This is a genomic window from Mucilaginibacter sp. PAMB04274 (assembly GCF_039634385.2).
Taxonomy (GTDB): domain Bacteria; phylum Bacteroidota; class Bacteroidia; order Sphingobacteriales; family Sphingobacteriaceae; genus Mucilaginibacter.
In genome coordinates this window covers 4,282,347-4,296,043 of sequence record NZ_CP155081.2, presented here as the reverse complement: position 1 = coordinate 4,296,043, position 13,697 = coordinate 4,282,347, and the positions used below count along the sequence as shown (strand labels likewise).

At 43.5% G+C, this 13,697-nt stretch carries 12 protein-coding genes; 6 read left to right on the top strand and 6 right to left on the bottom strand.

The window, feature by feature from the left end:
* Positions 1-9 precede the first annotated feature (9 nt).
* The 3 genes from ABDD95_RS18045 (at position 10) to ABDD95_RS18035 (ending at position 2,338) form a co-directional block, all read left to right on the top strand.
* Positions 10-720, top strand: a complete 711-nt coding sequence (locus tag ABDD95_RS18045) for a 16S rRNA (uracil(1498)-N(3))-methyltransferase (RefSeq protein ID WP_345948739.1) — start codon at positions 10-12, stop codon at positions 718-720.
* Between the two features lie 80 nt (positions 721-800).
* On the top strand, positions 801-1,460 hold the full coding sequence (locus tag ABDD95_RS18040; RefSeq protein WP_345948738.1) for a DUF4159 domain-containing protein: 660 nt from the start codon (positions 801-803) through the stop codon (positions 1,458-1,460).
* 71 nt (positions 1,461-1,531) lie between these two features.
* Positions 1,532-2,338, top strand: a complete 807-nt coding sequence (locus tag ABDD95_RS18035) for a hypothetical protein (protein ID WP_345948737.1) — start codon at positions 1,532-1,534, stop codon at positions 2,336-2,338.
* A 338-nt stretch (positions 2,339-2,676) separates the two neighbouring features.
* Here the strand turns inward: ABDD95_RS18035 and ABDD95_RS18030 are convergent, their stop codons facing one another.
* Positions 2,677-4,278 carry an SUMF1/EgtB/PvdO family nonheme iron enzyme gene (locus tag ABDD95_RS18030; RefSeq protein WP_345948736.1) on the bottom strand — a complete coding sequence of 534 codons (1,602 nt, stop codon included), beginning with the start codon at positions 4,276-4,278 and terminating at the stop codon, positions 2,677-2,679.
* Between the two features lie 223 nt (positions 4,279-4,501).
* Here ABDD95_RS18030 and porV point away from each other — a divergent pair, with 223 nt between their 5' ends.
* The 3 genes from porV (at position 4,502) to ABDD95_RS18015 (ending at position 6,652) form a co-directional block, all read left to right on the top strand.
* On the top strand, positions 4,502-5,671 hold the full coding sequence (gene porV / locus ABDD95_RS18025) for a type IX secretion system outer membrane channel protein PorV (protein WP_345948735.1): 1,170 nt from the start codon (positions 4,502-4,504) through the stop codon (positions 5,669-5,671).
* Between the two features lie 5 nt (positions 5,672-5,676).
* The gene (ispF, locus tag ABDD95_RS18020) at positions 5,677-6,156 is read left to right on the top strand and encodes a 2-C-methyl-D-erythritol 2,4-cyclodiphosphate synthase (protein WP_345948734.1); all 480 of its coding nucleotides are present in this window, start codon (positions 5,677-5,679) and stop codon (positions 6,154-6,156) included.
* A 190-nt stretch (positions 6,157-6,346) separates the two neighbouring features.
* On the top strand, positions 6,347-6,652 hold the full coding sequence (locus ABDD95_RS18015; RefSeq protein WP_345948733.1) for an RDD family protein: 306 nt from the start codon (positions 6,347-6,349) through the stop codon (positions 6,650-6,652).
* Positions 6,653-6,785: 133 nt separating this feature from the next.
* Here ABDD95_RS18015 and ABDD95_RS18010 read toward each other — a convergent pair whose 3' ends face one another.
* The 5 genes from ABDD95_RS18010 to ABDD95_RS17990 form a co-directional block, all read right to left on the bottom strand.
* Entirely contained in the window at positions 6,786-10,157 is a 3,372-nt protein-coding gene (locus ABDD95_RS18010) for a glycosyltransferase (RefSeq protein ID WP_345948732.1), read from the bottom strand.
* A gap of 73 nt (positions 10,158-10,230) precedes the next feature.
* On the bottom strand, positions 10,231-10,392 hold the full coding sequence (locus ABDD95_RS18005; RefSeq protein WP_345948731.1) for a FeoB-associated Cys-rich membrane protein: 162 nt from the start codon (positions 10,390-10,392) through the stop codon (positions 10,231-10,233).
* A gap of 79 nt (positions 10,393-10,471) precedes the next feature.
* The gene (locus ABDD95_RS18000; protein ID WP_345948730.1) at positions 10,472-11,665 is read right to left on the bottom strand and encodes a hypothetical protein; all 1,194 of its coding nucleotides are present in this window, start codon (positions 11,663-11,665) and stop codon (positions 10,472-10,474) included.
* A 92-nt stretch (positions 11,666-11,757) separates the two neighbouring features.
* A complete protein-coding gene (locus ABDD95_RS17995) occupies positions 11,758-12,588 on the bottom strand; it encodes a GMP synthase (RefSeq protein WP_345948729.1) in 831 nt (276 codons plus the stop codon).
* A gap of 8 nt (positions 12,589-12,596) precedes the next feature.
* Positions 12,597-13,694 carry a carboxylate-amine ligase gene (locus ABDD95_RS17990; protein WP_345948728.1) on the bottom strand — a complete coding sequence of 366 codons (1,098 nt, stop codon included), beginning with the start codon at positions 13,692-13,694 and terminating at the stop codon, positions 12,597-12,599.
* Between the last annotated feature and the right edge of the window lie 3 nt (positions 13,695-13,697).

Sequence of the window (13,697 nt, the reverse complement as noted above, 5' to 3'; positions counted from 1 at the left end):
TCGATGCTTATGCAAATCTTTTATACGCCTGATTTACCCGAAGGTGCTTCACATTATACCTTAAGCGAGGAGGAAAGTAAGCACTGTATACGTGTGCTGCGGCTGGAACAAGATGATAGCATTCAACTGGTTGATGGTAGGGGCGGTTTTTATACTGCACGAATTATTGACCCGCATCCTAAAAAAACATTACTGGTTATCACAGAGGCTCAACAAGCGTTTGGTAAGCGCAACCATTACCTACATATTGCTGTTGCACCTACCAAAAATATAGAGCGGCTGGAATGGTTTCTGGAAAAAGCTACCGAGATAGGTATTGATGAAGTGTCGCTCATTCTATGCCAGCGCTCAGAACGTAAGGAAGCTAAAGTTGAACGGTTAGACAAGATCATTACCTCCGCTGTAAAGCAATCTATTAAAGCTTACCACCCCAAATTAAATCCTATACAGCCGCTGGCTAAGTTATTGAGCATCCCTTTCAACGGACAAAAGTTTATGGCACACTGCCTGCCCGGCGAGGATAAGGTAAGCCTGGCTGCTCAATTGCAGCTACAAGGCCATTGCCTCATACTGATTGGACCGGAGGGCGATTTTACCGAAAAAGAAATTGCCGATGCTTTGCAAAGCGGCTTCAAACCCATAACTTTAGGCGAAAGCCGCCTGCGTACCGAAACAGCCGCGCTGGAAGCCTGTTTTGAGGTTAATTTTTTGAACAGGTAAACAATTGGTAAGGTACGCTAACAAGTAATGTTACGTGGTAGCGTATTATACTTATAGCGGTGTTTCAAAGCTGTCAATTGATGAAAATTAAAGCACTGTTTTTACTGTTTATACCCCTGTTGCTAAGCAGTTACAGGCAGGTGCCTACTTATACCCTGGCGCGCCTTAAATACAATGGCGGCGGTGATTGGTACGGCGACCGTACAGCTTTACCCAACCTCATTAAGTTTTGCAACCAAAATTTAAAAACCAATTTTAAGGTTGAGGATGAAACCGTAGAAGCCGGGAGCGCCGAGCTGTTTAATTACCCTTTTGTGTTTATGACCGGCCACGGTAATGTTATCTTTTCTGAACATGATGTGCGTAACTTGCGGCAGTACTTAACCGGTGGCGGGTTTTTGCACATATGCGATAATTATGGGTTAGATAAGTTTATTCGCCCCGAAATGAAGAAGGTTTTTCCTGAACTTAATTTTGTAGAATTACCATTCAATCATCCTATATACCATCAGAAATTTGATTTTCCTGCCGGCTTGCCTAAAATACATGAGCATGACAGTAAGCGCCCGCAAGGTTTCGGCCTGATTTACAAGGGGCGTTTGGTTTGCTTTTATGATGTGGAGTGCGATTTAGGCAATGGGTGGGAAGACCTGGGCACTTATGCTGGCGATAGCCAGGAAATACGCTTAAAAGCTTTAAAGATGGGTGCCAACTTAGTGCAATTTGCATTAACCCAATAGTTAAATGTAAATAATTGTGCTACAGTAAAATGCAATGCTTAAATTTGCATAATTTGCTGTAATGTATTGATATGAAGATTTTTACCCGCCCTCTTTTTTTGCTGTTGGTGTTAAGTGTGATGGCTGTGTCATCATGCCGTACTTATGAAGATAATGACATTACGCCGGATACAACCGGCACCGGTACTAAACCTGGCACCGGTGGCAGCACCGAAAATTCTAACCAGGTTACCATTGCATTCCCTAAAACCAGCCTTGATATTAATACAACCGATTCGGTTGTAGCTGTATTTACAAACGGCACCACTACTATACGTAAAAAGGCTACCAAAGGCGGTACCTTTTATATTTTGCCTTTAAACGGTGTTTACGCCGGTACCTGGCAAACTAACTTTAAGGTTTACATGGCACCAACATCGGCAACAGACCCTGCCCGCATGTACCGTTATGAAACTAACTTGAATACAGCAGTAAGCACCAGCCTGGTTGCGCCAACCGGTAAGCTTGCCGATACATGGAAGCCCAACCTGTTTTTTATAAGCCAGAATTACGGTGTTAAATTTGCAGTAGCTGTACTGCCTTCCGATCCTTATTATGAGTTGTTCTTGCCTCAAACCTTAATAAATTATAAGAATATATACATTGAGCGCTACGTTTACAAGACTATAGATAATAACCCGACGGTTATACAGTATGGTAACATAACTTTAAAAGCTGCAGAATTTAAAGGGTTTAATGCAAATACCAATGCCTTTGGCCCGTTTGCTAAAGCTATGGTTGATGTGCCCTGGGATAGCACAGATGTTTCGCTACAGTTGTATAATGATAGCGGAAACGATTTTAGGATTCTATTTAGCCACACTACAGTAAATAAGTAAATACACACTTATATGAATGGCAAAAGCGGGATGTTATTACATAGCATCCCGCTTTTATTGTTTTGGCGCTCTTGCTAGTTATTCATCGCAATACCTATCTAACACTGCCTAACAATACGATGCTATTAAGGACACCAAAGTGGTGCAGCGGCAGATGCTTGCATATTGCAAGTTGGTATAGCGTAAAAGGGGGTTGAAGAGCTTGCTTAGGTACTAATTTATAGCATTTTATTTGGAGCGAGTTGGTGTATGAAAGAAACATTTAAGTCAACTTTGTTTTTCACCCACAAAAAAAGCCCGTTGCTTTTGGCAACGGGCTTTTTCATTTTATTACATCCTTATTTCTTTGGATTATAGTTTTTAGGCTTTTTAACACTGAAGTGTGTTTTACCATTAGGGTTAATTTCTGGAGCGCCAACCATGCTCATGGCGCAGCGGAAACCAACTTCGGCGCTGGCATCGCCCTGGTCCATAAAGCGGCGGGTAGCTGGGTTTAACCACATAGCGCGGTCATTCCATGAACCACCTTTGTAAACCTTAGAATGATCGTTCACCAAAGTAGTTACACCATACAAACTGTTATCAGTTGAGTCGGCAAAGCCGCGTTGATCTGCTTTAAATGGCTTGCCGGCTATTGAAGCGGTAGCAGCGCCAACAGGTACACCGCTTGGTGTGCCAACAGTAGTTGCTGGTTTTTGTCCTTGTTGCTGAGCAATAAACTCGTTCCAAGGTAGTTTTTTGTTCGATTTAGCAGCATCCTTAATTACGCGGCCATATTTGTCTTTTGCATAAATACCTTTTTCGGCATCGGCAAGGCGTTTGTTAGTATACTCGTTACCACGGAACGGGTTAAAATCTTCAACGTCCTCAAACGTCATTTGGCGGTAAGTATCGTTAGTCCATTCGTTAACATTACCGGCCATGTTATACAAACCAAAATCATTAGGCTGATAAGAACGTACCGGAGCAGTAATGTCGGCTTTATCATTCAAGGAACCGCCTACACCCATGTTGTCACCCTCGCCACGTTTAAAGTTAGCCATAATCATACCACGGGTGCGTTTTTTTGCCGAGCGTACACCCATGCCATTCCACGGATATATTTTGCCGTCTTCAATGTTTTCAAACTCAGTGTTGCCAGCTAAACCCAATGCAGCATATTCCCATTCCGCTTCTGTAGGTAAACGGTAAGCTGGTTTCAAAATACCATCTTCCATACGTACAGGTCGGGTAGCTTTGCCAGTACCACCAGCTTTAGCACTCGGGTTAAGGTTTTTCATGGCATTTTTACCGTCTTTGCCATTGTATTGGTTGTTCAGGTAAATGTCTGTATCAAATGGCTGGTCGCCTTTGCCGCCTGTAGCGGCATCTTTCCATGATGCTAAGCGACCAGTCTCGCGTAAAATGTTTTCGTTTATCTGGTTAGTCCGGAAAACACAATACTCTTGAGCTTGCTCCCAGGTAACGCCCACAACCGGGTAGTCCTGAAAAGCCGGGTGCCTCAGGTAATTATCTACGTAAGGTTCGTTATATGACAAAGGTCTGCGCCATACCAGCGTATCAGGTACCGCATTATAATATAGCTCTCTGTCACCAGAGTAGGTAATGCTAATGTAATGAAGATAATCCAGCCAGTCTTGGTTAGATACTTCGCTTTCGTCCATATAAAACGAAGCGATAGTTACACGACGACGTGTGTTATTGTAATCGAAAGTTACATCCTGATCGGCGCTGCCACCTAATACGAACGTACCGCCTTCAATAGCTATCAGCCCTGGTCCGGGAGCCGGATGCGTTTGTTGGAAACGCATGTAACCGCCATTGTCTTTGTTATTGTAAACAACGCCGGTTTTTTGCGAACGCATTGGTTTACTGCAACTGCCTAATAACAATCCCACACATCCCAATAGTAAAGCAGATTTAGTAAAATGCTTAATCATATTTAAAAATTTGAATATAAAAATACAAAATTTCTTTAAACAGTAATTTAATTCGAAAAACTGCCGATAACGTTAAGTTGTAGTTTAGCCTGTTTAACGGCTAACAAGTTCTATAAGTTACACTTAATATGAAAAAAGTGGCGGTGTGCTAAATTAAAACTTTTATACCATGGTAGAGTATAAATCGTAGTTTTTTAGAAAAATTAACAGCTTATTTGTAGTAATGAAATTTTTAAAGTTTTACACTTTATTACTGTCCTGTTGCATAGTGCCCGCGGCTGTAATGGCACAGGGAACGGTAAATAACAGCACAACAACAAATGGCAGCAGTACAAATGGACTTATCACAGCTGTTCCTTTTTTAACCATAGCGCCAGATTCGCGCTCTGGTGCCATGGGAGATGCCGGCGTAGCTTTATCTCCCGATGTTAATGCCAACTACTGGAACCCCTCAAAACTAGCCTTTATTGAAGGCCGGGATAATGTTGCGCTTTCTTATAGCCCATGGTTACGCAGACTCGTATCTGACGTTAATTTGGCTTACTTGAGTTATGCCCGCAAACTGGACGACCGTAATGCAATCGGCCTTTCATTACGCTACTTTAATTTAGGCAGCATACAACTTATAGATGCCGGCCAAACCGATCAGGGTACTTACAGCCCAAATGAGTTTTCTGTAGATGGTTCATTTGCACGCAAGTTTGGGCAAAATTTTTCATTGGCTTTAACTGCCAGGTACATCCATTCGGGGCTAACCAACGGCGCGGTTGTTAACGGACAGCAAACCAAGGCTGGGAATGCGGTAGCTGCTGATGTTTCGGCTTATTACACCAAGCAAACCATTCAGTTTGGTAAGCAGGCACAATTATCATTCGGTGCAACAGCTTCTAACCTCGGCACTAAAATGAGTTTTTCTACAAATGGGCAAAGCTATTTTCTGCCCGCCAATTTAAGGTTGGGCGTGGCCGATACCTGGTTTTTAGAGAACAACAGTCACTTTACACTTACGCTTGATATTAATAAGCTAATGGTGCCTACACCACCCATACGCGATAATAAAGGCAATGTGATACAAGGCTATGACGACGACCGCTCCATCCCTGCAGGCATATTTGGCTCATTTGCCGATGCGCCGGGCGGTTTTGGCGAAGAACTGAAAGAGATAAGCTATGCTGCAGGTGCTGAATATGGCTACAATAAGCAAATATTTTTCAGGGCGGGATATTTTTACGAGAATCCATCCAAAGGCGATCGTCAGTATGCTACGCTGGGCGCCGGTTTCAAATACAACATTTTTAACCTCGACTTAGCATACCTGCTGGCTACACAGCAAAAAAGTCCGTTGGCTAATACCCTCCGTTTTACACTAAGTGCTACCTTTGGCGGTAAATAATACTTATGAGTAAGATACGTGTAGGCTTTGGATTTGATGTACATCAAATGAAAGAAGACCATCCCTTTGTGATGGGTGGAGTTACCCTGCCGCACCATTCGGGTGCTTTTGGGCATTCTGATGCTGACGTTATGGTGCACGCCATTTGTGATGCTTTACTGGGCGCAGCCAACCTGCGCGATATTGGGTATCACTTTAGTAATAAAGATGAACGCTGGCGGGACATAAGCAGTCTTATTTTACTACAACATGTTATAAAACTCTTGCAAGAGAAGGGCTGGAGCGTAGGTAATATCGATGCCATGATATGCCTCGAGGCGCCTAAAATAAACCCACACATACCCGCTATGAAAGCAAACATTGCCCAGGCGGCAGGCATCAGCGAAGAGGATATCTCCATTAAAGCCACCACCAACGAGCAAATGGGCTTCATAGGCCGCGAAGAAGGTGTAGTAGCCTATGCGGTTTGTTTGATAGAGAAGTAGCGGCTCCTTCACAACCCTCCCCGATGGTTTCGAATCATGAATATAGAATATTCAGTTTGATGCAGCAGTGAGGTTTGATCGTTGTTTGGGGTACAAACAATAATCGATATGTCCCTCATCTTGCACCAAGTTGCCTTGAAGTGTTTTGTATGAAAAAAACTATATTAGCTATTCATATTAAACCTAAACCATGGACACCATTGCAGAAACTAACGCCACACCAACAGCTAACTACCCATCATTGGTTAGAAGATTTCAATCCATGTTTATTGATACCTTACTGATTATAATAGCCATGGTACTTATCTCAGCTACTCTTAGTAATATCACCAATACGCCCGACTGGATAAGAATTGCTTTGTTTGTTTTTCTTTTTGGTTGTTACGAGCCCTTTTTTATGGCTTTTACTAAAGGAACAATGGGCAACAGATTAATGGGTATTCAAATCAAGCAAGCAAAGGATGAAAGTAAGAAGCCCAGCTTAGTGCAAACTTAACTTCGGTTTGTTTTTAAGTTTGGTTTAGATTGGCTTTCTTTTGTTACTATGCATTTTAATACTCAAAAAAGAGCCATTCATGACTTGGTTGGTAATACCGTAATGCTACAAAAGTAATCTTACTTTACAGATTTTATTCTGTGGTTGTCTCATTGTTTACCTTCACATTGCCCGTTCTTTTCAAATTGCCCCAGCCACTGTGCTGGCCTTTGAGGGCGTGGCGTAGAGATTTGAACAAGATGTAGTACATCAATTGCCGCCAGGCAAAGCGCTGCGGAATAATGTAGATCAGTTTGCGGTAACTCTCTTTTTCCATACGGAAAGCAATAACCGCTACCAAGAGATCAATAACGATAAACGCCAGGTAGAACGCAAAAATCTTTTCGGGATGGTCGCTGAAAAAGCCGCCAATCATCATCAAATCGGCCAGTGGTGAGAACAATGGCAGTATGATCTGAAAAATCAAGATGTTAGGCATACCCACCATGCCAAAAAATTTGTACTTGCGGTTAAATAAGGCATCGCGGTTTTTCCAGAAGCTTTGCATCACGCCATAACTCCATCTAAAACGTTGTTTCATCAGCATGTGCACTGTTTCGGGCGCTTCGGTATAAGCAATAGCCTCACCGGCATTACGAATAACATAGCCCAGCTTGAGTATGCGCATTGTTAAATCGCAATCTTCGGCCAAAGTATCGGTAGTAAAGCCGCCTGCTTCAAAGATAGCCTCTTTCCGGAATGCCCCAATGGCTCCCGGTACCACGGTAATGCTGTTGAGTAAATCAAAAGCCCGGCGGTCCATATTTTGCGCCGTAATGTATTCAATAGACTGCCAGCGTGTAATAAGGTTGGTCTCGTTACCCACTTTAACCGTACCCGCTACTGCGCCAATCTCCTCATCGGTAAAGTAAGCCATCAGGTGTATAATGGCGTCGTTCTTCAGTAAAGTATCAGCATCAATACACACTACATAATCGTACTTTGCCTGGGCAATACCAAAGTTCAGGGCCGATGCTTTACCACCGTTAGGTTTGGTTAGTATCTTAACCATATCATGATTTTGATAGGCGGTGCTCACCACTTCAAACGTCCGATCCTTAGAGCCATCGTCCACAAAAAGTATTTCCATTTTCGGATACTCCAGCTGCATTAGGCTCTGTATAGTTTTAACCGCTGTTACCTCCTCATTGTAAGCAGGCACAATAATACTTACCGGCGGCAGGGCGCTTACATCCACATCATGATCAGGCGCTTTTTTATTCAGGGCAAACTGCCTAACGGCCAATATGCCTATAAGTATAATTCGGCCTACCGCTAAAAATATAGCAGTAAGGAACAAGTACAATAAAAACCAGTTGCCATAAAATAAGCCCGAGTTAAACAGATCATACAATCCGCCGGTGATGCCGCTGTTGGCATCGTCTGTTACAGGCGGCATCAGTTCATCCTTGCTCTTGTTTAATACATCGGCAATGGTGGTAAACTCATAACCCTTGCTTTTAAAGTATTGGATAATGCGCGGCAATGCCTTAACCGTTTCCTCGCGCGAATCGCCGCCGGCATCGTGTAGCAATATCATGGAGCCGTTTCCAGATTGTTTAATGGTACGGGCTACAATACTATCGGCAGTTACGCCGGGTTCCCAGTCGTGCGGATCAATAAACTCGCCTATGTTAATGTAGTTCTCTTTTTTGCTTTGCGCCACCGGAATGATCTCGTCAAGTGTTTGCGGTTCGGCATCGGCATTAAACGGCGCCCTGAAAAGCACGGTACTGTGCCCGGTTATGGATTCGATAAGCTTGCGGGTGGCATTTAACTCCAGACTTACGCGTTGGAGTGGGATTTTGGAGATATCGGGGTGAAAGAAGGTGTGGTTGCCAATCTCATAGCCTTCATTGTAAATGCGACGCAGCAGGGGCATGTTCTTTTCAACCATAGCACCCACCACAAAAAAGGAAGCCGGTACTTTTTCTTTCTTTAGTATGTCCAGTATTTGCGGTGTATAGGTAGGATCCGGACCATCATCAAACGTAAGAACCACCTTTTTGGGCGCATAGCCATACCGCCTAATCACATATTTGGTAGGCAGCTCTATATAAGTCTGATTGGTGATGGTGAAAGTTTTAGGATCGAACTGTACATCAATTTTGCCCGTTTTAGGTTCAGATATAAGGTATAGCACCTCGCCCTCGCCGGTGTAATCAACCTTTTTATTTAAGCCTACTTTGGTGAGTTTTTTTATATCGATACCCGTTTTGCGTAAAGAATCGGTAGATAAGTTTTTTTGGAAAAATGACCACAAGCGCGGGTCTTCAGTTCCAAGCCGCCATAAGGCCACGCCGCCGGTAGCCCAATCATCGGCCATGCGGATGATATTGAAATTGGTGGCAGCATCGGCAAAGTATACGGTGTGCATCAAAGAGTCTGACCCACGGTAAGAAAAGTTCAAGTTGGCAGACTCGGGGTTGTAATTAATTTTGCTGTTGTGTTCCTGAGCGGTACTTACAGCCTCCTGGTAGCCTACTGAGGTGCCGTAATTATGTTCGGCCCAGTCAAAACCGCCGCCTGCCACCGTCAAAATAACCTTCTCGCTGGGTACCTGCTCACATACTTTATCCAGTATTTGCTCCACCCAATGCTGGTGCGAAATATCGCCTGCGTTACTGGCATCGTTATGCTGGTCAATAGCCATTACAAAAAGGTAATCGTTCACTTTTTGTAAAAACTTCAAGTCAAACTCGTCATCTTCGGGCACCACATTTTGGGTTAACAGAAAGCCCTGGGTGTGCAATGTGCTGTAAAGCTCCTGCTGAAATGCACGGTAAGCCGGCCGGTTACGATCTTTTATGTCGTCAAAGCTCAGGTTAAGGCCTTTAAGCTTGTACTTGGTTAAGCTTTCGGCAATATTGTTAATGAATGCTGTACGCAGCTTAGGGTTGCCAACTATGCGGTTAACATCCTTACTATCGAAACCGCCGCTTACATTGTTGTAATTAATATAATTGGTAAGTGTTATGACAACGGGTTTATGATGGCGTTTATTCAGGTTTACCAAGCCGGTGTCCATACGCACGGTAATGGTGTCTTCACCAGGAGTAATGGCAAAGCCTTCGCTCACTACCATGTCCAGTTTGCCAATGTTATCAACCAGCGAGGTATAGGCCTGTGGTTCCCATGCATGGTAAAAGCCTACGTTAATCCGGAAAGCGTTATTTGGATGTTTAAGCTGATGCAAGTGCAATGCCCGCCTGATCTCCTGTATCTGAGCTTTCTGAACCGTAAAATCGCGGTATTCGGTTGATCGCTTGAGCTTGTTTAACTCGGCTTTGGTTAGCTTTTTAGGTGTTGGCGTAAGGTTGGGAAGCTCGGGATACTGCTTTGACGTAACAGTAATTGCAGCGCCTACTACGCCGCTTACTAAAATAAACAGCAGCACTCGGCTAAGCCATTTAAAGCTATTCCAACGTTTAGGATTATCAGCTTGAAAAATTTGTTTATGAGCCATCAGCAGTTAGTACGTTTCGCAGAACAAAACTAACGGTTTTAATGAATAAACTTGTTAAAAGGAGCTTTAGCGTTTAAGAACCCAGTTTGTCGGGATTAACGTTCGAAAAATCGACCCCGCATTTACAGTTTGAACCACAGCCTTTTTTAGTATAAAGACTTTTATATACCATACGGCCCACATAAACCACAGCGGCCGCAAAAAGTAATATAATGATGATGGTTTGAAAACTCATAGTTCAAAAATACAGATTGTTATATCATATACACGTAAAAACCAATGCAATAGTATTAGCCGCACCTAATAAGTAATGCTTATTTAGGAAAGAAAGCAGTAGTACCGCCCACCCAGTCAAAATCTTTATTGTAGCGTACACCAATCATTTTGCCACGGCTTAAGCGTGCAAGGTTTATAGCCAGAGTTGGTTCATCATCACCGTCTGGCCAAAGGTATAGCAGCCGAATCTCGGCCTTTACGCCACCGTCGGGCGCTTCAACCACAGGTTCATAGTGTACTTTTTCTTGCAATATCCAGTTCTCCGGGTCCTTAATGCTTTCAACGTCCGTAGCGGTAACATCAATAATTACGCCCTGGCCGGCAAAGGAGAATAAGGGTTTAAGAACATAGTTTTCCAAATCGGCGGGTATGGCCGCTAACTCATGCAAAAAGAACGTTTTAGGTATCGCATCTCCTTTTAAGTAGGGCATGGTAAACTTACTAATGCGATAGAACCAGTTAGGGTGGGTTACCCATTCCACATCGAGCGTTTGTCGCAAATCAACATACCCATCAAAAGGCGTACCTTCTGTTTCAATCTCGTCAAATATAAGGCGATTGTATATGCGCTTAATTAATTTATCTTCACCGTTGGCCTCATAAAATAACTGATTGCCTTTTTGCTTTATATCGCCTAACGATACGATGGGAATGCCCAGGTATTGCTGCGTAATATAAAAGTCGACCGATGTTTTTTGTTCGAGAGCATTCACATCCATCAATACAACTTCGTGAGGCTGGTAGGGCCCCAATATGGTTTCTCTCAATAAGTCTGTATAATCCTGTTTACCCAGGTTGTTGAAGTAGATTGTCCAGTCATCGGCAATATCATAAGCCTGGCTGTAAGTATCACCCAGCTTAACCTGGAAACCGTATAGAGATGGAAAGCCTTGCAATTCTATAAGCTTAGGTACGATGTTGCCGGCTTCATCTTTACAAACGCCAAAATCCAAGGCAATGAAATGAGGATGATCATTCTCATTAGCTACTTTCCATTTTTGCGGAATTGCACGCTCGGTTAGTTCTTTAAAACCTGGTTGCAATATAGTTTGCAGGATATTGTTACCAGCGGCTAGCAGCTTCTCTTTAAATTCGGTCGTTAAAAAGATAGGCGTTTCTGCCACGCGGAATGCCACATCAGCAGGCAGGTCTTTATTGAGCAGCTGTAAAAACTGCTGATATTTTTCGGTGCTGAAGTTAGCGTTGAATTTGCTGCGGGCGGATTTTTCCATAGAGATGTTTTTTAAAAGTAGTTCGACGACTTAGCACTTAAAGTTTTCAAGCAAGTTCAGACTTACATTTGTGAATCATACTCCTTATCCGCCTATGCTTCCTGCAAGCTCAGTATGGCCTCATGTAAAAAGTTAGGTATAATGGTATTTTGCGTGTGCATGATCTTGTCCGGGTCTTCCAGGCGTTCAATCATCTCATGATACTTGGTTTCGCCGTGTTCATCTATTACTTCTTTCTTTTTCTCGTTGGTAATTAAATACTCTTTCATGCCTATGGCATCAGCCTCAGGGTGAAATTGCGTGCCTACAAAGTATTCGTTGAAACGTATAGCCATCATAGCACGTGGATATTCTACATAAGGCCGTTCTTTTTCAATTGCAATGAGCGTTGCTCCAGTTTCTTTAAAACGGTTTTCATCAGGGTTAATTACCTGCCACGAGCGGGAATCAACTGCATAGAATGGGTCGCTCAGGTCTTCGAAAATAGCTTCGCTATGTCCGCTGGGTGTTAAATGCACTGGTAATGCGCCAAATGATGGTGAATGGCGCAAATTCACCTCGCCCAGTTGCCAGCGGCGGCACATTAACTGGAACGAGTGACAAACGAAAAGCACATGCTTTTTGGCTCCATCGGTAGTTTGATTGTGCTGATCAATAGCATCAATCAATTTAAAATAGTTGTTTTCCCAGTCAGCCCCTTCGCTATCAATAGGGCTACCCGGACCGCCGCTTGATATATAGATATCAAAGTCGGTACCAGGTACCTCATTAGCTCTGCGAACGTCAAATACCTGGTAGCTCAGGTTTAGCTGACTGTTGGTCTTATACCGTATTAATATATCCTGAAAACAGCGCATGCCCTGGTTAGGGTGACCTGCATATAAATCGAGTATAGCTACTTTTATGGATGTTGTATCTGTCATCACGTTGCTCAAATCCCTTTTAATGTTTGCGAGGTAATATAATCTACCACGTCTACAAAGTTACCTTTTTGCTGATAAACAGCCAACTGGCGGTCAGCTCCGGTGCCGTGTTCCAGTATCTGGTGTATGTATTGCAAATCATCGCGGCATCCTAAATCATCCACTACATCATCCACAAAATCTAACAGTTCCAGTATCAGTGCACGGGTGTTTACTTCCTGTTGCTTGCCAAAATCTATCAGTTTGCCGTCAATGCCGTAACGTGCGGCGCGCCATTTATTTTCATTAATAAGGGCACGAGGATAGGTGATAAACTTCATGTTTTGCAACCGCAGCTTGTACAGCTTGGCACACAATGCCTGAAAAATTGCGGTAAAGGCAATTGTCTCATCAACCAGCATAGGACAATCACATATCCTGAACTCAATAGTTTCATAGAATGGATGTACCCGGATATCCCACCAGATCTTTTTGGCGTTATCGATGCAGTTGGTTTTTACCAGCAGCTTAATGTAATTGTCGTACTCCTCAATACTGCTAAAAGCGTCGGGTATGCCGGTACGCGGAAACTTATCAAACACCTTGGTACGGTACGATTTATAACCGGTATTACGCCCTTCCCAAAAGGGTGAATTGGCGCTCATGGCGAAAACGTGCGGCAAAAAGTAGCGTACCTGGTTGGCAATATGTATGGCCATCTCCCGCGATTGGATGCCCACATGCACATGTAAACCAAAAATAAGGTTCGAGCGGGCGGCATCCTGCAATTCGTCTACAATTTCGTTATATCTTGGATGTTCAGTAATAAGCTGGCCCGCCCAGTGCGAAAAAGGATGCGTACCGGCCGCACCTATACGCAAACCCATATCACCTGCCAGTTGTGCCACGGTAAGACGTAGTTTGCTCACCTCTTTACGTGCCTCTTCGGTATTGCGGCAAATATGCGTGCCTACTTCCACTACAGCCTGGTGCATTTCTGCCTTTACCTGGTCTTCGTGAATGCGCTGGGCACCGTCTACAATCTTTTGTTCATGCGATTTTAGTTCCCGACTAACCGGGTCTATCACCATAAACTCTTCCTCAACCCCAATGGTAAACTCATTCATAGC